Here is a 16,696-nt window from a genome sequence, read left to right on the forward strand (position 1 = left end):
ACTCAAGGTCTGATTCAACTTGCTACGCTATGAATTCTTCGTCTCCAAGGAGAACAACAATGGTTGCATTGGCTTATCCATCCGCTTCGCATCACTCTATCGGGTATCAGGTGGCCCGGGTGGCCACTGTCGGTAGCCTGGTGTTTCTGACGGCCTGTGCCAACATGACGCCGCAGGGCCAGCACACGGCCGTGGGAGCAGGCGCGGGGGCCGCAGTAGGTGCCGGCATCGGCGCCTTGATCGGTCACGGGCAGGGTGCGTTGATCGGAGCGGGCCTTGGCAGCGTGGTCGGTGGCTTGGTGGGGTACAACTGGAAGAGCGTAAAACAGGATGTGGAAAAATCCGGCGCATCCAGCCTGGGCGTGGCCGTCATCGAAATGCCGGATGGTTCACTGAAGGTCAACATCCCCAGCAATGTGTCCTTCGACACGAATCAGGCTCAGCTCAAGCCAGCGTTGCTGCCCGTGCTCGACAGCGTGGCCAAGGCCTTGAACGAGCACCCCGAACTGCGGGCGAAGGCCATTGGCTACACCGACAGCACCGGTACGAATGCAATCAATATGCCGCTTTCGCAACGGCGAGCATCGGCGGTCACACAGTATCTGGCGAGCCAGGGCGTTGCCGGCAGCCGGCTGACGGCCGAGGGCCTGGGGTCGGCCAATCCGGTCGGCGACAACAACACGCCTGAAGGGCGCGCCTTGAACCGTCGAGTCGAGCTGTTCCTGTACGCAGTCAAACAATGATGCTACGAGACGCCGCCGCGGCGCCAGTGGGTCGCGGGGGCATCCTGGATTTGGGCTGTCTTCCTGGACGCAGGCTCAAGGTGTTCGCGCCTTGAGCAGCCCGTCGATGAAGGTGGCAAGCGCCCGTTCAGCCGCCTCGCGGTCGCTCAGGGGTAGTGACCAGAACAGCTGAGGGTTGATGGACCTGAACGGCCAAGTGGTTTCGCCCAGTGACAGTCCCGCAGGCTGCACGGGAAACGTGGGTCCCTGCCCCTCGCCCAGCCAATGGGCATTGACTTCCAGCGCGCTTGCAAGCGCCAGTATCTTGCTGGGCTCCTTGCGCGTGCCGCGCTCATAGCTGGCAATGGCGCTTTGCGACAGGCCACACTTGCGTGCCAGCGCCGCCTGTGACAGATGTCGCAGGGTTCGGGCGTACTTGAGTCGGCTGGCAAAGGTATCCACCCGATCATTGGACAGAAAACATCAAGCACATTGGTGATTATCATTATCACATTTGTGATTGACCTGCCGCAGGAGGCCCGCTACGATCGATAGCCATGGACCTCTCGCCCCGGGCTGCCCCCGTGACCTCTGCTGGCAAGACCTTGTGCCTTGGTTCGTGGCAGCTGGCGCACGACGCCTGGGCACCGCGTTCGAGCGCCTGGCTTCTGGTGCATGATCAGGGGAAGTGTGTGCCGTTGACGCGAGTGGAGCGCGCCCTGGTGCAGCATCTCTTCGAGGCTGTGCACAACGAGGCGCATCCCGACACGCTGGTGCAGGTGGCTCTGCAAGCCTGGGACGCCCCCGCCAACCGCCCGCTCAGGGCGACGGCAAATATCCCTGTCGTGGTCGGGCGCTTGCGCGCCAGGGCGCGCAAGCTGGGCCTGACGATCCCGATTCAGCGCGTGGCGGCCCGATACTGCTGGGTGGTCTGATTGACGGTGTGGTAGCGGGCCACGCTCAGGTCGTCGCTGCGAATCGCCGTGGCACGCCCCGACACGACATCGGCAAGCAGACGGCCGCTGCCGCATGACATCGTCCAGCCCAGCGTGCCATGGCCTGTGTTCAGGTACAGATTGTCCAGCGCAGTGGCCCCCACGATCGGTGTGCTGTCAGGGGTCTTGGGGCGCAGGCCCGTCCAGAAATGCACGTTGCCAGGGGTATAGCTGCCGGGGAACAAGTCGTTGAGCACCAGTTCCAGCGTGTGCTGGCGACGCGGGTTGAGCGTCTTGTCGTAGCCTACGACTTCCGCCATGCCGCCGACCCGAATGCGCTGATCGAACCGGGTGACGGCTACCTTGTAGGTTTCGTCCAGCAGGGTGGACACCGGGGCACGCTGTTCGTCGGCAATGTCCACCGTGATGGAATAGCCCTTCATGGGGTAGACAGGGATGTCGACGATGCCGCGTAGCAGCAGCGGAGAATACGACCCCAGCGCGACGACGTAGGCATCGGCCTGGAGCAACCCCGAAGCGCATTTCACCCCGGTGATGCGTCCGCCCGTCCGTTGCAGTGACTGAATGGTCTCTTGGTAGCGGAACTGAACGCCCAGGTCTTGTGCAAGACGCGTGAGTGCATGGGTGAAGAGGCGGCAATCGCCTGTTTCGTCGTCAGGCGTGCGCAGCCCGCCCACCAGTTTGTGGCGGACCTGAGCCAGGGCCGGTTCGTATTGTGTGAGGTGATCACCATCCACCAGCTCGAACGAGACGCCCGCGTCGCTGAGCGCCTGCACGTCGATCTGGGCAGTGTCCATCTGCTTTTGCGTGCGGAAGACCTGCAATGTGCCTTGGCGGCGTCCTTCGAACCGGATGCCGGTGTCGGACTGCAGATCGTGCAGGCACTGACGGCTGTAGGCGGACATCCGCAGCATGCGTTCTTTATTCAGTGCATACCGCTCGGGCGTGCAGTTGCGCCACATCTGCAGCAGCCATTTGATTTGCGCGAAGCTGCCGTCGGGACGGATGGTCAGTGGGGAATCCTGCTGAAACATCCATTTGAGCGCCTTGAACGGAATGCCTGGAGCCGCCCACGGAGATGAATATCCGAAGGAAAGTTGCCCGGCATTGCCAAAGCTGGTTTCTTCGGCAGTGTCGGATTCGCGGTCGACGACGGTGACTTCGTGCCCTTGGCGAGCCAGGTAGTAGGCGCTCGTGACCCCTACGACACCGCCACCCAGAACCAGAACCTTCATGATGCGCCTCATCACAATGAATTTTTCATTATGGTAGGCGATTTGTCTGGTTAATTTTTTATGGAAAAATCACATTTCCATGAAATACAATGGGTATTAAGCTGCTAATCAGCGAGCGGCAGGACGAAATGCTGGTGCGGCGCGTTCGGTCCTGGAAAGCAGCCAAAACAGTCGCCGGAGCCGGGTCGTTGCCACGGAGAAAATCATGCGGATTCAGAAAGAATCAACCCATGCCTTGGACAAGATTGATCGCCGCGTTCTAGACCTGTTGCAGCAAAATGGGCGGCTCTCCATGACCGAATTGGCCGATGCGGTGGGCTTGACGGTGACTCCCTGCATCGAGCGCGTGCGGCGGCTGGAACGCGACGGTGTCATCCGGGGGTATCACGCACAGGTATCGCCGGCAGCGCTGGATGCGGGTCTGCTGGTCTTCGTCGAAATCACCATGTCCAGCAAGTCCGAGCGCACGTTTGAAGAATTTCGCCGCGAAGTGCTGTGCGTGCCGCAGGTGCTCGAATGTCACCTGGTCTCGGGCGACTTCGATTACATGATCAAGGCGCGCATCAAGGAAATCGGTCAGTACCGCAACCTTCTGGGCGACATTCTCCTGCGTTTGCCGGGGGTGACGCAGACCAAGAGCTGCGTGGTGATGGAAGAAGTCAAGGAGACGTCTTTCATTCCTGCGCAGAAGTGATGGCGGTGCGTGTGCGCACCACCACCAGGTTGTCCCGATGAATCAGCTCGGGGTCGGTCAGATGGCCCAGGATGTCGGCGATCCGGTTGCTGGGCTGGCGCAGGATGCGCGCAGTGTCGGCGGACGAATAATTGATGAGGCCACGACCGCACTCGACCCCGTGTTCGTCCACGCAGGCCACGACGTCGCCTCGGTCGAAGTCGCCTTCGACTGCGATGACGCCGACCGGCAGCAAGCTGTGATGGCCTTGCGTCAGTGCCCGCACGGCACCCGCGTCCAGTGTGACCCGACCGCGCAGGCGCAGGTGGTTGGCGAGCCACCGCTGGCGGGCCGAACGCATCGGCAGCACGGCGCGTAGCTCGGTACCGATGGCCTCACCGGCGGCGAGCCGCTGCAGTACGGCCGGTTCACGGCCCGAGGCAATAATGGTGTGGCCACCGCTGTTGGCAGCTCGGCGTGCGGCCAGTACCTTGGTCAGCATTCCACCCGTGCCGATGGCACTCCCCGAGCCGCCGGCCATGGCTTCCAGAGCCGGGTCGCCCGCCTGGCCGTGGTGGATGAACTCGGCCTCGGGGTTCTTGCGGGGGTCGGCGCTGTAGAGCCCCGGCTGGTCAGTCAGGATGATGAGAACGTGGGCTTCGATGAGGTTGGTGACCAGAGCCCCCAGCGTATCGTTGTCGCCCACGCGGATCTCGTCCGTGACGACGGTGTCGTTCTCGTTGACGATGGGCACGACTCCCAGGCTCAGCAAAGTGTTGAGCGTGCTGCGCGCATTCAGGTAGCGGCGGCGGTGCGACAGATCTTCGTGCGTGAGCAGAATTTGCGCCGTGCGAATGCCATGCCGGGCAAAGGCGGATTCGTAGGCCTGGATGAGCCCCATCTGACCCACGGCAGCGGCCGCCTGCAGCTCGGGCATGGTGCTGGGGCGGCGCGGCCAGCCCAGACGGGCCATGCCTTCGGCAATCGCGCCGCTGGAGACCAGCACTATTTGCCGGCCCTCGGCGTGCAGCCCGGCGATCTGTGCCGCCCATTGCTCGACGGCCTCCAGGTCGATGCCTCGGCCTTCGTTGGTGACCAGGGAGGAACCGACCTTCAGGACCAGCCGGTGGGCAGTGTGGGCAACCGAAGGCCCGGGAGCAGGGTGAGCCATGGAGAAATCAGAGAGTGTCGTCGGAAGAGGGCGTCTGGGGGTCTTGTTCGGCGGAATCGGGTGAGGCAAAGCGCGGATCGTCGTCGTGCGCATGAGCGGTGCGCAGCTGCTCGTCGAGCCAGGCCTGCAGTGCGCCCGTGAGCGCTTGCGTGCCGTCGCCGGTCAGCGCCGAGATTCCAAACACCGGGCCGGTCCAGTTCAGTTCCGTGCAGATGCGAGCTTGCACGGCGGCCGGGTCTTCGACCATGTCGATCTTGTTGAGGACCAGCCAGCGCGGTTTGGCGGCCAGTTCAGGGCTGTAGCGCTCGAGTTCCAGAGCGATGGCTCGCGCGTCTTTTGCCGCCTGGGCGCAGGCGTCGACGTCAGGATCGGGCGAGTAGACGTCCAGCAGGTGCAGCAGCACGCGTGTGCGGCTCAGGTGGCGCAGGAACAGATGCCCCAGCCCGGCGCCTTCGGATGCCCCTTCGATAAGCCCAGGGATGTCGGCAATGACGAAGCTGTGGGACGCAGAGGTGCGCACCACCCCCAGATTGGGGTGCAGCGTGGTGAAGGGGTAATCGGCGATCTTGGGGCGTGCGTTCGAGACTTTGGTGATCAGGGTGGACTTGCCCGCGTTGGGCATGCCCAGCAGGCCCACATCGGCCAGTACCTTGAGCTCCAATCGCAGCTTGCGCTGCTCGCCTTCGCGCCCCGGGGTGCACTGGCGTGGTGCCCGGTTCGTGCTGGACTTGAAGTGCAGGTTGCCCAGGCCCCCTGCGCCTCCGGCAGCGAGGGTGACGCGTTCGCCATGGCGATCCAGGTCGAACAGCTGTTCTCCTGTTTCAGCATCCAGAATGGTGGTGCCTACAGGCATGCGCAGCGTGATGTTGTCAGCCCCGGCGCCGTATCGGTCTGAGCCGTGCCCGTTTTCGCCGTTCTTGGCCCGGTGCAGGCGGGCGTAGCGGTAGTCGATCAGCGTGTTGATGTTGCGATCGGCCACGGCGATGATGGAACCGCCCCGGCCTCCGTCGCCGCCGTCCGGGCCGCCCATGGGAATGAATTTTTCCCGGCGGAAGCTCGCGACACCGTTGCCGCCTTTGCCAGCGACGACTTCTATGGTGGCTTCGTCTACGAATTTCATGGTGGAATCCAACGCCGCGTCAGACGGCGGGTAGGTTGCAGGTTCCGTGTGGAACTGCAGTTTTCATTCTAATAAAAAAAGGCCCTGCCAGTTGGCAGGGCCCTCTGTCGCGTCGGTGCGATCAGCTGGCAGATTCGACAATGACGGTGCGCTTGTTCTGCGCGCCCTTCACTGCGAAACGTACCTTGCCGTCGACCAGCGAGTACAGCGTGTGGTCCTTGCCGATACCGACGTTCACGCCCGGGTGAAACTGCGTGCCGCGTTGGCGAACGATGATGCCGCCTGCCAGGATTGCCTGGCCGCCGAACACCTTCACGCCCAGTCGTTTCGATTCGGAATCGCGGCCGTTGCGAGTCGAGCCGCCGCCTTTTTTGTGTGCCATGATGAGCTCCTAAATGCGATGGCCGGAATCAGGCCGCAACGGTTTCGATGCGGATTTCAGTGTAGTTCTGGCGATGGCCTTGATGCTTCTGATAGTGCTTGCGACGGCGCATCTTGAAGATGGTGACCTTGTCGTGACGGCCTTGCGCAAGAACGGTAGCTTTGACCGAGGCACCAGCAACGAAAGGCGCGCCGATTTTCAGCGACTCGCCTTCGCCCACCGACAACACCTGGTCAAGCGAAATTTCTTGCCCAATGTCAGCCGGTATCTGTTCGATTTTCAGTTTTTGGCCAGCGCAAACACGATACTGTTTGCCGCCGGTTTTTATGACCGCGTACATGGGGGATTCCTAAAGAATTTGCCAAGCCCGGCAGACGATCTGCAAGGCGCTGACATTGCAAAATGGCGCAAGCCTATAGGTAGAGCAAACGCCAAGCCCTGCATTATATACAGAATTACCTTGTCAAATCAAAGGGCTGGCGCACACATTTTGATATCACGCACTTCAGGAGCGGTAATCGGCGTTGATGCTCACATATTCGTGCGAAAGGTCGCAGGTGTAAACGGTGTCGCTTGCCTGGCCGCGCCCCAGGGCTACGCGCACCAGGATTTCAGGTGCGGCCATGATGCGCTGGCCGTCGGCTTCTTGATAGCCCGGGTCGCGACCACCGTTGCAGGCGACGCGCACATCCCCCAGCCAGAGCGTGATCTTCGAGACATCCAGGTCAGGCACACCCGAATATCCGATTGCGCACAGGATGCGGCCCAGGTTCGGATCGGACGCAAAAAACGCCGTCTTGACCAGTGGCGAATGGGCAATGGCGTAGGCCACCTGCAGGGCTTCAGCCGTGTTGCCGGCTTCTTCCACCTGGATGGTCATGAATTTGGTCGAGCCTTCGGCGTCGCGCACGATCTTCTGGGCCAAGTCGCGTGCCGCATGGGTCAGCGCCTGCTCCAGCGCGGCGAATCGAGGGTCTGCTTCCGAGGTGATGTGCATCCCGCTGGCCCCGGTCGCCATGATGATGAAAGAATCGTTGGTGGAGGTATCGCCGTCCACGGTGATGCGGTTGAAGGACCGGTCGGCGATCCGTTTGGCCAGGGTGTGCAGCAGCTCGGCTGGCAAGCCGGCGTCCGTGCCCAGGAATCCCAGCATGGTGGCCATGTTGGGGTGAATCATGCCCGCGCCCTTGGCAATGCCGGTCACGGTCACGGCCTGTCCGGCGAGCTCGACGCGCGCCGAGTGGATCTTGGGCTGCGTGTCAGTGGTCATGATGCTGTGCGCCGCTTCGAACCAATGGTCGGCGCGGGCACTTGCCACCGCCGCCGGCAGGGCGGCGATGATGCGATCCACGGGCAGCGGTTCCAGGATGACGCCCGTCGAAAACGGCAGGATCTGATCCGCCTTCAGGCCCAATTGCCCCGCAAGAGCCTGACAAGTGGCGTCTGAAGCCTGCAGTCCGGCGGTACCCGTCCCGGCGTTGGCGTTGCCCGTATTGATGGCCAGTGCCCGGATGGCCGATCCCGAGGACAGGTGCCGTTCGCACACCTGAACGGGGGCGGCTCGGAAGCGGTTCTGCGTGAAGACGCCGGCGACGGTGGTGCCTTCGTCGAGCAGCAGCACAGTTAGGTCGCGGTGGTTGGCCTTGCGCACGCCCGCTTCGGCCATGCCGATGCGAATGCCGGGGACGGGGAAGACGGCGTCACGCGCCGGGATGTCAAGGTTGATGGCCATGTCGCGAGGTGGGGATCAGGTTCAAAGCTGCAATTCTAGTGCTGAATCATGCGGGCAAACACCCGGTCCGCAGCATCCAGCGTCGCCTGGATCACCGCAGAGTCATGCGTTGCCGATACGAAGCCTGCCTCGAACGCCGAAGGTGCAAAGTGCACCCCTGCGGCCAGCATGCCATGGAAGAACTGTTTGAAGGCTTCCAGATTGCAGGCGGAGACCTCCGCCAGACTGGTGGGCGGCGTGTCGCGAAAATACAGGCCGAACATCCCGCCCTGCCAATCGGCCGAGAACGCCACGTCGTGGGCGCGCGCCCGCTCCACCAGGCCTTGCACGAGCTCGCCGGTGTGTTGATGCAGCGCTTCGTAGAACCCCGGTTGTGCCAGGCGTCGCAAGGTGACGCGCCCTGCAGCCACGGCGACCGGATTTCCGGACAGGGTGCCGGCCTGGTAAACCGCGCCCAGCGGGGCGATCTGTTCCATGATGTCGCGCCGCCCACCGAAAGCCCCTACGGGCATGCCGCCGCCAATGATCTTGGCCAGCGTGGTCAAGTCGGGCTTGATCCCCGTGAGCCCCTGCACCCCTTGCGGCCCCACCCGAAAGCCGGTCATGACTTCGTCGAAGATCAGGACCGCACCGTATTGCGTGCACAACGTGCGCAAACCCTGCAGGAACCCGGCCGCGGGTCGCACCATGTTCATGTTGCCGGCAATGGGCTCCACGATGATGCAGGCGATCTCTTCGGGATATTGCCGGAAGGCGGCTTCGACGGCCGCGAGGTCGTTGTAGTCCAGAACCAGCGTGTGCTGCACGAATTCGGGCGGTACCCCGGCCGAGGTCGGGTTGCCGAAGGTCAGCATGCCGGAGCCGGCTTTCACGAGCAGGCTGTCGGCGTGCCCGTGGTAGCAGCCCTCGAACTTGATGATCTTGGGACGGCCGGTGTAGCCGCGGGCGAGCCGGATGGCCGACATGGTGGCCTCGGTGCCTGAACTCACCAACCGCACCTGCTCGATGGAAGGCATGCGCGCAATGATGGCCTCGGCGATTTCGACCTCGGCTTCGGTGGGCGCGCCAAACGACAGGCCGCCCTCGGCTGCCTGCTGTACCGCCTGAACTACCTCGGGGTCGGCGTGGCCAAGGATCGCCGGACCCCAGGAGCCTATGTAGTCGATGTAGCGGGTGCCTTCGGCGTCCCACATGTAGGGTCCACGTGCCCGCGCGATAAAGGGCGGAGTGCCGCCCACGGAGCGAAAGGCGCGCACGGGCGAATTCACCCCACCCGGGATGGCGCGACAGGCGCGTTCGAAGAGTTCTGTGTTGCGGGACATGACGATATCCGTATAAAAATCAGAGAAAAAGCGCCGAGAAGCGTTGCGCGGCAGCTCGAATGTCGGGCGCCTCGAATACGGCGCTGATGACAGCCAGGCTGTCGGCACCGGCCGCAATCACGGCAGCGGAGTTTTCTGGGGTGAGGCCGCCGATGGCACAGACGGCCGGGCGAGGGGAAAGACCGCGCACCAGGTCGTGCCCGGCTCGGATGTGATCCAGCGTGGCGTGTTCGGCCTCGGGCTTGGTCGGGGACGGATAGATGGCACCGAATGCGATCAGATCCACGTCTTCGCATAGCCGTTCTCGGGCGAGATCCGGCCTGTCGTAGCAGGAACAGCCCAGCAATTTGTCTGCGCCCAGGGCCTGCCTGGCCTGGGCAACGGCACCGTCGTCACGCCCGATGTGAGCCCCGTCGGCGTCCAGGTCGGCGGCCAGGCGCCAATCGTCATTGATGATGAAGATCAGGCCCAGGCGCAGACAGAGCGCGTGCACTTCGCGCGCCTGGGCCCGCAACGCACTTTGGGTCCCATGCTTGCGTCGCCATTGCAGCGCCACCATGCCGCCCGCATGCGCTTGTTCGATGGCGCCCAAAAGGCGCTCGGTGTCGTCCCAGTCGGGTGTGATGCCGTAGAGGCCTCGGGGAAAACGCAGTGGATTCATGGTGTCGTGTGCAGCAGAATACGTTGCCCCATGCCGGGGTGAAAATGCCGTGAGAGCATGGCACCGGAGGCCGTAACGGCCTGTCGCGCGGCTGCCTGCGGGTCTTCGCCGCGGGCCAGCAGGCAGGTCAGGATGGTCGCGAGCAGGCCTTCGGCGTCGCTGACGCGCACACTGGGCGCGGCCCAGGGCCAGCGACGGCTGGGCTGCCCGCGCGAGTACAGAGTGATCCCATTGAGCTCGGGACTCAGGGCTGCATTGCTGCACAGCACATGAGAAACGCCGAAATCGTGCAGGGCTTCGATGGGAGAGCTGGCGCGAGAGGACGACAAGAGACCCTGGCCCGCCCAAAGCTCCAGAAGGCCCGCATCCACGACGGCCATCAGGGCTTGCGGTACAAGCAATTCCACCAGGGCGCTGACGGTTTCTTCGGCATCCAGGGTCTCGACGTCCGGTACCGGGGGCGGGTTGGAGAGTTGCAACACGAGCGGCAGCGCACTGTAATCGGCCGTGATCTGGGCGAGCACAGAGATGGTTTCAGGATCGTATTGAGGGCCGATCTTCAGGGCGCCGATCGCCATGTCTTCGAGCAGGCACCGGGCCTGGTCGTCCACGAGCTCCGGAGACAGCCGCTGGATGGATTCCACCCCGGTGGTGTCCTGCACGTGGATTGCCGTGACCACCGAGGCGGCGTGAGTCCCCAACTGGGCGCAGATGACTGCGTCGGCGGGCAGGTTACTTGCGCCGCTTGGGTCCAGCGGGCCGAAAATCAGGGGGAGCGGCGTAGCCGGTAGATCGAGGACAGCCATTGTGCGGATTGCGCGTCGGCCTGTGCGCCGGCAAGTTGTGTACTATGGCCTCCATTCTAATGGATGCGGTCTGTGACCATGGCGGCGAGCGATATAGGTGAGGCAAATTCCATGCGAACCTGGATGTGTCTGGTGTGCGGCTGGATTTACGATGAGGCGGCAGGGTATCCCGCGGATGGCATTGCGCCGGGCACCCGCTGGGAAGATGTTCCTCCCAATTGGGTCTGTCCCGAGTGTGGCGCCCGAAAAGAGGATTTTGAACTGATCGAGATTTGAATCCCGGTATTTGGGTTGGCCAGACGGTACACTAGGTAAGCAGGCCATGTGGCCGTTGAGGAGTTGCCATGACAACCGAATCGCATGCTGCCGAAAATCGACCGCACATCGACCTGTCGAGGCAATTTCTGCTGGCCATGCCGGGCAGAGTATCCGGCGAACTGGCCAATACGGTCATTTATGTCTGTGAGCACACCGAACATGGCGCGCTGGGGCTGGTGGTCAATCGCCCGACGGATCTGACTGTCGGTGATCTGCTGCAGCGCATCGATCTCAAACTGTCGCTCGAGATTGGCCCGATTGAAAAGGCGCCGGTCTTTTTTGGCGGGCCGGTGCAGACCGATCGCGGCTTCGTGCTGCATGTGCCGCAACGCGCCTACAACTCCAGCATCCCGCTGGGTGACGATGTGGCGCTCACCACGTCGCGCGACGTGCTCCAGGACGTGGCTGATGGCCATGGGCCGGAACATCTTCTGGTCACGCTGGGCTATGCCGGCTGGGGCGCGGGGCAACTCGAAGACGAACTTGCCCGCAATGCCTGGCTCAATGTCCTGGCCTCGAACGTAATCCTCTTCGACACACCGGCCGACGAACGCTACGACGCAGCGCTGGCGCAGCTGGGAATCCGCTCTTCGATGCTGACGGGCGACGCGGGGCATGCCTGAAGCTGCCGGGCACGGGCCGGCCGTAGAACAAACCCTGCTGGCGTTCGATTACGGCCTGAAGAAGATCGGCGTGGCCATTGGCAACACCTTGACCGCTCACGCCCGGCCCCTCTGTATCCTGCGGTCTGAGACCCGGGCAGCACGCTTTGATCAGGTGGCGGCGGTGCTCGCCCAATGGCAACCCGATGCGGTGGTGGTGGGCCTGCCGCTCACCCTCGCGGGAGAAGAGCAACCCGCATCGCAGCAGAGTCGGCGGTTTGCGCATCAGATCGAGGGACGTTTTCATGTCCCCGTGATTCTTGTCGACGAGCGGGGCTCCAGCGTCGAGGCTCAGGGCTTGCTGGCGTCCGGATCGGACGATGACGCCATGGCGGCCGCCATCATCCTGCAGCGCCATCTCGACAGTCTGCCCTAAGCCGTCGTACCCCCACCGGTTATCATGGCGCACCAATTGTGCTGTCCATTTTTGGTGTCTGCAAGCCTTTGCAGCCCAGGAGGTGTACGGCCTCACTTCATTCGTAGGCGGGGTATCCGGTGGCGCTCTTTCTGTTCGTGATTCGTGCGGTGGCCGTGATCGTCTGGATCGTGTTGGGGCTGGCCACCGAGCTGTTGGTGTTTCCGGCTTTACGGCGTTCTGCGCGGCGTTCGGTCGTGCGCGGCTGGTCGCGAGGGCTGATGGTCTTGTGCGGCGTGCACCTGCAAGTCATGGGGCAACCCGTGTTGCAGGGGCCGGTTCTGTGGGTGTCGAATCACGTGTCCTGGGTGGATATCTTTGCGTTCAATAGCGTGCGCACGACCTCTTTCGTGGCCAAGAGCGACATTCGGCGCTGGCCGGTGATCGGACTGCTGGTGGCCTGGGCCGGGACGTTATTCATCGATCGCGGGCATCGGCAGGCGGTACGCCAGGCAAGCCAGCAGATGCAGGATTGTTTCACGCAGGGCGATGCGGTGGGGCTCTTTCCGGAGGGCACCACCACCGAGGGCCTGGATCTGCTGCCGTTCCATGCGGGACTCTTCGACGCGGCCGTTCAGGCGCAAGTCGCCGTGCAACCTGTGGCGCTGCGGTTCATGCGCGGGGCGCGGCGCGCGCCCGAGCTGGCCTTCGTGGGCGAGCAGACCTTGGTCGCCAACCTTTGGTGGCTGCTGGGAGCGACGCGGGTGAGGGTGGAGTGCGAGTTTTTACCGCTCATCCCGGTTTCGGCACAATCGCAGCGGGGCACCTTGGCGCATCAGGCGCGAGCTGCGATCCGGCAAAAGATTTTGCCCTCGGGAGAGGGCCCCGCTGTGACGCCTGGTCGGGGTACGGAGCAATAGAACCAACTGGCTACCGGCACTCCGTGCAGTTCTGCTGCACGATGTGGTGGTCGCGTAGGCGCAGGGCGGTCAGTTGCCGCCCCCAGACACAGCCCGTGTCCAGGCAGATGCTGTCCGCACGGATGTTCAGACCCAGCGCCGACCAGTGACCGAACACCACGGGTTCGCCTGGATCGCGGCGTGCCGGCAGTTCGAACCAGGGCAGCAATCCTTCGGGTGCGTCCGCCAGCTCGCCCTTGTAGCGGAATTCCATGCGTCCGTCGGTGTGGCAGACGCGCATGCGTGTCAGCGCATTGACGATCACGCGCATGCGGTCCGCGCCCCGCAGCGCATCGTTCCACTGGAGCGGTTCTTCTCCGTAGAGGTCGTCCATCGCCTTGTGCCACTGGGGGCCCTGCAGCGCGGTCTCGATTTCTTGTGCCAGTGCCTCGGCTTGGTCCAAGGTCCAGGCTGGGAGGATGCCCGCGTGCACCATGATGTGACCATGACCTCGGATCAGGAGCGGCCGGTGGCGCAGCCAGTCCAGCAGGGCAGTCACGTCGGGTGCCTGCAGGATGTCGCTCAGTGTGTCGGACTTGCCTTGCTTGCGCACTCCCGCCGCCACGGCCAGGAGATGCAGGTCGTGATTACCGAGAATGGCCCGGGCCCGCGAGCCCAGTCCCTGAATCAGGCGCAGGGCGCCGAGGGAATCCGGGCCGCGGTTGACCAGATCGCCGGCAAACCAGATTTCGTCGTCCGGGTTCGAAAGCTCCGGGCGTGCAAGCAGGGCCCGCAGCGCACCCGCGCAGCCCTGGACGTCGCCGATGACCCAGACGTCGCGTGCTGCCGTCATGAGTGGCTGCGCTCCAGGCGGCGTTGCCGCAGCCACAGCGACACATGGTGACGATGCTCCATGGCCAGCAGGGCGGCCAGGGCCAGCGCCAGACCCGCCAGGCTGGGGACCAGCGCGGTAGCCCAAGGGGGCCAGTTACCGAGCATGCCCGCGTTGAGAGCCAGCTGGTTGAGCATGAAGAACCCCACCCCCAGGATGATTCCCAGGAACACCTTGGGGCCCACGCCACCGCGCCGCGTTTGCATGAAACCTATGGGTGCGGCAATGGTCATCATCACAAGCAGTGTGAACGGATAGGCGATCTTGCGCCACAGCGCGACTTCCTGACGGTCCGTCTGCAGATGGTTGGCCTGCAGATAGTGGATATAGTCGAGCAAGTCGGAAATCGACATGCGTTCTGGAGTCAGGATGCGAGCGATGAGTCGTTCAGGCGTCAGGCTGGTGTTGATGGTGCGCTTGTCCTGGTGCAGGACTTTTGCAATGGGTGCCGTGGGGGCGCTGGCATCGGAGAGCGCACTGGTGGATTCTGGTTCGATACGCGTTTCGGTCAGGTCGCTCAGATCCAGCTTGCCGTGCGTGAAGCGACCGGTCTTGGCTTGAGTGAAGCTGGCCAGGCTTTCGTTGTGGTTGAATTCGTACAGGGTGATGCCGCTGACACGGCCCTGGCCACTGAGCGACTGGATGTTGATGATGCGGTCACCGCCTCGGGCGTCTGTCTCTTTGAACCAGTAGCCGCTCTCGAGGCGCCCGCCATCGGTGCGGCCCAAAAGCGCCAGCCGCGATTCGCTGCCCTGGATTTCGGCCGCGGGTGTGATGTATTCCGACAGCACGAAGGCACCTGCCACCAGGGGGAGCGTAATCAGCCAAAGTGTCGCCAGCAGGCGCAACCCGCTTACGCCCGAGGCGCGCAGAATCGTGAGTTCGTGGCGTTGGGCGAGCCCGGCCAGTGCCAGGACGGCGCCGATCAGAAGGCCGATCGGCAGCAGCTCGTACAGGTTGCTGGGCAGCTCCAGCGTCTGCAGGTAGAACAGGTCAAGCAGCGTCAGGTGGGCCCCGACCCGGTCCAGCCCCTCGATGAGCGCAAAGAACATGAACAGCCCCACGAGCGCGATCAGAATGATGGCGGTCGAGCGATAGATTTCGCGGGCGATGTAGCGTCGGGCCGTGCGCATGGAAGAAGAGGCAATGAAAGCCCCCATAGTAACGCGATCGCCCCTGCTCTCTTGATCGTAGCGCTAGGGAATCTCTACCAGACGCATCCGGGCCTGGATGACAGCCGCGTGGCTGCGCAACCACGACGTCTGGCCGTGGCGATCGTAGTAATCGGGATTGGGCAACATGGAGGCCAGCGCGGCCGCCTGGGCGCTGGAGAGCCGTGCGGCGCTGGTATGAAACCAGTGCTGGGCCGCCGCCTGGGCACCGAATGTCGCGGTTCCCCATTGAGCGACGTTCAGGTAGAGCTCCAGAATGCGTCGCTTGCTCATGACAGCCTCGATCATGTAGGTGAGGACCAGCTCTTGTCCTTTGCGCAGGTAATTGCGTGAATTCGACAGGAACAGGTTCTTCGCCAGCTGCTGCGTGATGGTGGAGCCTCCGCGCCGACGCGATCGCCCCAGCGCCGCTTCGCGCGCGTTGTAGCTCCAGGCCTTTTGAATGGCGTCCCATTCCACCCCGTCGTGCTCCATGAACCCGGAGTCTTCCGATGCCACGACTGCGCGCTTGAGTGCCGGTGAAATCTGGTTATAGGGTACCCATTGATGGTTCAGCCGGGCCTTGGGATTGGTCTGGCGCAAGACGTCCAGTGTTTCTTGCATCACGGCAGACTGGCTCGGGTTGCGGTAGTTGAACCACACGACACGGCCAAACAGGCTGACTTCATAGAGCACCCCGGCACAGATGATCCAGAGCAGCAGCCGGGTCAGCGAGCGGCGAAACCGGGGCCTCATGGCGACCCGGTTTCCAGCCCGCCGTGGGTGAAATGCCAGGTTCGGGTGATGGCGAGAATGTCGGTTTTCTTGGCGAGCTCGGCCGGAAAGGGATCAAAGGGTGCAGCGAGTTCCACGATGCGTCGCGCCGCGCTGTTGAGCACTGCGTGGCTGGAGGGCTGGTCGAAGGCGATATGGTCCAGTTGGCCGTTGCTCCGGATATAGACGGTGAGCTGCAGATCACCGTAGATCTTGCCCCGAGCTTCGGGAGGGTAGTGCTCGGTGCCGATGAGTTCGATGCGCCGGCGCCATGCTTCGACGTACTGAGCGTAGCCCACGGCCTGGGTGGCGGGCCCTACGAAGGTCTGGCGCGGTTCGGCGTTGTAGTGCTCGATCTGCTCCTTGATCGCTGCGATGCGCGCGTTCAGGATCAGGCTTTCTTGCTCGCGGTCGTCGTTGCCGGGATCGCTGCTTTGCCCCAGCAGCTCGCGATTGGGTCGCGAAGCGGCGACTTTTTCGTGGGCTTCGAGCTGAGTGAGCAGTCGCTTCTGTTCGGCTTCGAGCTCGGCTTGACGCCGGTGCAGCGCCTCGAGCACTTGTTCGTCCGCGGTACTGTCGACTGTGCGCGGCAGGGGTGATGCGGCGAGGCCCGTGGCCGCGTTGCCTCCGCCGTTGAGCGATTGCTGCGCCAGCGCCTGGGGTCTGAGCGGCGGAGTGTCGCTGCGGCTGTTGACCAGAGTGACTTCCAGCGAAGTCGGGCTTGGGCGAGGCGGCGTCAGGAGGCCGCTGTGCCACAGCAGGAGCGCACCGTGCGCTGCCAGCGACAGCAGCAGGGCCGTCGCCATGCGGCTGCGGCCTTCGTGCGGAGCTTGCAGCAGTTGGAGTGACAGAGTATCCATGGCGG

General features: G+C 63.4%; 21 protein-coding genes. 7 read left to right on the forward strand and 14 right to left on the reverse strand.

The genetic code is table 11. From position 1 onward, the window contains the following. The first annotated feature begins 59 nt into the window (after positions 1-59). On the forward strand, positions 60-743 hold the full coding sequence (locus VF285_RS01795; protein WP_414648043.1) for an OmpA family protein: 684 nt from the start codon (positions 60-62) through the stop codon (positions 741-743). Between the two features lie 75 nt (positions 744-818). On the opposite strand, the gene VF285_RS01800 is transcribed toward VF285_RS01795, so the two are convergent. Further along, positions 819-1,184: a helix-turn-helix transcriptional regulator gene (locus VF285_RS01800; RefSeq protein ID WP_346950893.1), complete on the reverse strand. Its 366-nt coding sequence runs from the start codon at positions 1,182-1,184 to the stop codon at positions 819-821. A gap of 95 nt (positions 1,185-1,279) precedes the next feature. Here VF285_RS01800 and VF285_RS01805 point away from each other — a divergent pair, with 95 nt between their 5' ends. Next, positions 1,280-1,657, forward strand: coding sequence for a hypothetical protein (locus VF285_RS01805; RefSeq protein WP_346950894.1), 378 nt, complete (start codon positions 1,280-1,282; stop codon positions 1,655-1,657). Here the strand turns inward: VF285_RS01805 and VF285_RS01810 are convergent. Next, complete coding sequence (locus VF285_RS01810; protein ID WP_346950895.1) at positions 1,621-2,913, reverse strand: D-amino acid dehydrogenase; 1,293 nt, start codon at positions 2,911-2,913, stop codon at positions 1,621-1,623. The two genes, VF285_RS01805 and VF285_RS01810, sit on opposite strands and share 37 nt — an antisense overlap. Positions 2,914-3,118: 205 nt before the next feature. Between VF285_RS01810 and VF285_RS01815 the strand changes: the two genes are divergently transcribed. Beyond that, positions 3,119-3,607, forward strand: a complete 489-nt coding sequence (locus VF285_RS01815) for an Lrp/AsnC ligand binding domain-containing protein (protein ID WP_346950896.1) — start codon at positions 3,119-3,121, stop codon at positions 3,605-3,607. Here VF285_RS01815 and proB read toward each other — a convergent pair. The 8 genes from proB to thiD form a co-directional block, all read right to left on the reverse strand. Further along, positions 3,588-4,757 carry a glutamate 5-kinase gene (proB, locus tag VF285_RS01820; RefSeq protein WP_346950897.1) on the reverse strand — a complete coding sequence of 390 codons (1,170 nt, stop codon included), beginning with the start codon at positions 4,755-4,757 and terminating at the stop codon, positions 3,588-3,590. The genes VF285_RS01815 and proB overlap by 20 nt on opposite strands. A gap of 7 nt (positions 4,758-4,764) precedes the next feature. Continuing rightward, entirely contained in the window at positions 4,765-5,877 is a 1,113-nt protein-coding gene (obgE, locus tag VF285_RS01825; protein ID WP_346950898.1) for a GTPase ObgE, read from the reverse strand. A 121-nt stretch (positions 5,878-5,998) separates the two neighbouring features. Further along, positions 5,999-6,259 (reverse strand): 50S ribosomal protein L27, encoded by a 261-nt coding sequence (rpmA, locus tag VF285_RS01830; RefSeq protein WP_346950899.1) that lies wholly within the window; start codon positions 6,257-6,259, stop codon positions 5,999-6,001. A 28-nt stretch (positions 6,260-6,287) separates the two neighbouring features. Then, positions 6,288-6,599, reverse strand: a complete 312-nt coding sequence (gene rplU / locus VF285_RS01835) for a 50S ribosomal protein L21 (RefSeq protein ID WP_346950900.1) — start codon at positions 6,597-6,599, stop codon at positions 6,288-6,290. A 165-nt stretch (positions 6,600-6,764) separates the two neighbouring features. Continuing rightward, complete coding sequence (gene argJ, locus VF285_RS01840) at positions 6,765-7,991, reverse strand: bifunctional glutamate N-acetyltransferase/amino-acid acetyltransferase ArgJ (protein ID WP_346950901.1); 1,227 nt, start codon at positions 7,989-7,991, stop codon at positions 6,765-6,767. Positions 7,992-8,026: 35 nt separating this feature from the next. Further along, positions 8,027-9,313: a glutamate-1-semialdehyde 2,1-aminomutase gene (gene hemL / locus VF285_RS01845; protein ID WP_346950902.1), complete on the reverse strand. Its 1,287-nt coding sequence runs from the start codon at positions 9,311-9,313 to the stop codon at positions 8,027-8,029. Between the two features lie 19 nt (positions 9,314-9,332). Continuing rightward, a complete protein-coding gene (gene thiE, locus VF285_RS01850; RefSeq protein WP_346950903.1) occupies positions 9,333-9,974 on the reverse strand; it encodes a thiamine phosphate synthase in 642 nt (213 codons plus the stop codon). Further along, on the reverse strand, positions 9,971-10,780 hold the full coding sequence (thiD, locus tag VF285_RS01855) for a bifunctional hydroxymethylpyrimidine kinase/phosphomethylpyrimidine kinase (RefSeq protein ID WP_346950904.1): 810 nt from the start codon (positions 10,778-10,780) through the stop codon (positions 9,971-9,973). The genes thiE and thiD overlap by 4 nt, the downstream gene beginning before the upstream one ends. Before the next feature lie 111 nt (positions 10,781-10,891). On the opposite strand from thiD, the gene VF285_RS01860 reads away from it, so the two are divergent. The 4 genes from VF285_RS01860 to VF285_RS01875 all read left to right on the forward strand — a co-directional run bounded on the left by VF285_RS01860 (position 10,892) and on the right by VF285_RS01875 (position 13,035). Further along, the gene (locus tag VF285_RS01860; protein WP_346950905.1) at positions 10,892-11,056 is read left to right on the forward strand and encodes a rubredoxin; all 165 of its coding nucleotides are present in this window, start codon (positions 10,892-10,894) and stop codon (positions 11,054-11,056) included. Positions 11,057-11,124: 68 nt separating this feature from the next. Continuing rightward, on the forward strand, positions 11,125-11,721 hold the full coding sequence (locus VF285_RS01865) for a YqgE/AlgH family protein (RefSeq protein ID WP_346950906.1): 597 nt from the start codon (positions 11,125-11,127) through the stop codon (positions 11,719-11,721). Beyond that, positions 11,714-12,136: a Holliday junction resolvase RuvX gene (ruvX, locus tag VF285_RS01870; RefSeq protein WP_346950907.1), complete on the forward strand. Its 423-nt coding sequence runs from the start codon at positions 11,714-11,716 to the stop codon at positions 12,134-12,136. The genes VF285_RS01865 and ruvX overlap by 8 nt, the downstream gene beginning before the upstream one ends. A 119-nt stretch (positions 12,137-12,255) precedes the next feature. Beyond that, entirely contained in the window at positions 12,256-13,035 is a 780-nt protein-coding gene (locus tag VF285_RS01875) for a lysophospholipid acyltransferase family protein (RefSeq protein WP_346950908.1), read from the forward strand. Positions 13,036-13,045: 10 nt separating this feature from the next. On the opposite strand, the gene VF285_RS01880 is transcribed toward VF285_RS01875, so the two are convergent. The 4 genes from VF285_RS01880 to VF285_RS01895 all read right to left on the reverse strand — a co-directional run bounded on the left by VF285_RS01880 (position 13,046) and on the right by VF285_RS01895 (position 16,691). Continuing rightward, positions 13,046-13,867, reverse strand: a complete 822-nt coding sequence (locus tag VF285_RS01880; RefSeq protein ID WP_346950909.1) for a symmetrical bis(5'-nucleosyl)-tetraphosphatase — start codon at positions 13,865-13,867, stop codon at positions 13,046-13,048. Next, a complete protein-coding gene (gene lptG / locus VF285_RS01885; RefSeq protein WP_346950945.1) occupies positions 13,864-15,039 on the reverse strand; it encodes an LPS export ABC transporter permease LptG in 1,176 nt (391 codons plus the stop codon). The genes VF285_RS01880 and lptG overlap by 4 nt, the downstream gene beginning before the upstream one ends. A gap of 63 nt (positions 15,040-15,102) precedes the next feature. Then, the gene (mtgA, locus tag VF285_RS01890) at positions 15,103-15,813 is read right to left on the reverse strand and encodes a monofunctional biosynthetic peptidoglycan transglycosylase (protein ID WP_346950910.1); all 711 of its coding nucleotides are present in this window, start codon (positions 15,811-15,813) and stop codon (positions 15,103-15,105) included. After that, positions 15,810-16,691 carry an energy transducer TonB gene (locus VF285_RS01895; RefSeq protein ID WP_346950911.1) on the reverse strand — a complete coding sequence of 294 codons (882 nt, stop codon included), beginning with the start codon at positions 16,689-16,691 and terminating at the stop codon, positions 15,810-15,812. The genes mtgA and VF285_RS01895 overlap by 4 nt, the downstream gene beginning before the upstream one ends. Positions 16,692-16,696: the final 5 nt, after the last annotated feature.

This window comes from Castellaniella sp. (assembly GCF_036379515.1).
Classification (GTDB): domain Bacteria; phylum Pseudomonadota; class Gammaproteobacteria; order Burkholderiales; family Burkholderiaceae_B; genus Castellaniella.

What these genes read in the sequence shown, in the direction of transcription:
- VF285_RS01795 (WP_414648043.1), top strand. Translation starts at nt 60, where the DNA reads ATGGTTGCATTGGCTTATCCATCCGCTTCGCATCACTCTATCGGGTAT.
- VF285_RS01805 (WP_346950894.1), top strand. Translation starts at nt 1,280, where the DNA reads ATGGACCTCTCGCCCCGGGCTGCCCCCGTGACCTCTGCTGGCAAGACC.
- VF285_RS01810 (WP_346950895.1), bottom strand. Translation starts at nt 2,913, where the DNA reads ATGAAGGTTCTGGTTCTGGGTGGCGGTGTCGTAGGGGTCACGAGCGCC.
- VF285_RS01815 (WP_346950896.1), top strand. Translation starts at nt 3,119, where the DNA reads ATGCGGATTCAGAAAGAATCAACCCATGCCTTGGACAAGATTGATCGC.
- proB (WP_346950897.1), bottom strand. Translation starts at nt 4,757, where the DNA reads ATGGCTCACCCTGCTCCCGGGCCTTCGGTTGCCCACACTGCCCACCGG.
- obgE (WP_346950898.1), bottom strand. Translation starts at nt 5,877, where the DNA reads ATGAAATTCGTAGACGAAGCCACCATAGAAGTCGTCGCTGGCAAAGGC.
- rpmA (WP_346950899.1), bottom strand. Translation starts at nt 6,259, where the DNA reads ATGGCACACAAAAAAGGCGGCGGCTCGACTCGCAACGGCCGCGATTCC.
- rplU (WP_346950900.1), bottom strand. Translation starts at nt 6,599, where the DNA reads ATGTACGCGGTCATAAAAACCGGCGGCAAACAGTATCGTGTTTGCGCT.
- argJ (WP_346950901.1), bottom strand. Translation starts at nt 7,991, where the DNA reads ATGGCCATCAACCTTGACATCCCGGCGCGTGACGCCGTCTTCCCCGTC.
- hemL (WP_346950902.1), bottom strand. Translation starts at nt 9,313, where the DNA reads ATGTCCCGCAACACAGAACTCTTCGAACGCGCCTGTCGCGCCATCCCG.
- thiE (WP_346950903.1), bottom strand. Translation starts at nt 9,974, where the DNA reads ATGAATCCACTGCGTTTTCCCCGAGGCCTCTACGGCATCACACCCGAC.
- thiD (WP_346950904.1), bottom strand. Translation starts at nt 10,780, where the DNA reads ATGGCTGTCCTCGATCTACCGGCTACGCCGCTCCCCCTGATTTTCGGC.
- VF285_RS01860 (WP_346950905.1), top strand. Translation starts at nt 10,892, where the DNA reads ATGCGAACCTGGATGTGTCTGGTGTGCGGCTGGATTTACGATGAGGCG.
- VF285_RS01865 (WP_346950906.1), top strand. Translation starts at nt 11,125, where the DNA reads ATGACAACCGAATCGCATGCTGCCGAAAATCGACCGCACATCGACCTG.
- ruvX (WP_346950907.1), top strand. Translation starts at nt 11,714, where the DNA reads ATGCCTGAAGCTGCCGGGCACGGGCCGGCCGTAGAACAAACCCTGCTG.
- VF285_RS01880 (WP_346950909.1), bottom strand. Translation starts at nt 13,867, where the DNA reads ATGACGGCAGCACGCGACGTCTGGGTCATCGGCGACGTCCAGGGCTGC.
- lptG (WP_346950945.1), bottom strand. Translation starts at nt 15,039, where the DNA reads ATGCGCACGGCCCGACGCTACATCGCCCGCGAAATCTATCGCTCGACC.
- mtgA (WP_346950910.1), bottom strand. Translation starts at nt 15,813, where the DNA reads ATGAGGCCCCGGTTTCGCCGCTCGCTGACCCGGCTGCTGCTCTGGATC.
- VF285_RS01895 (WP_346950911.1), bottom strand. Translation starts at nt 16,691, where the DNA reads ATGGATACTCTGTCACTCCAACTGCTGCAAGCTCCGCACGAAGGCCGC.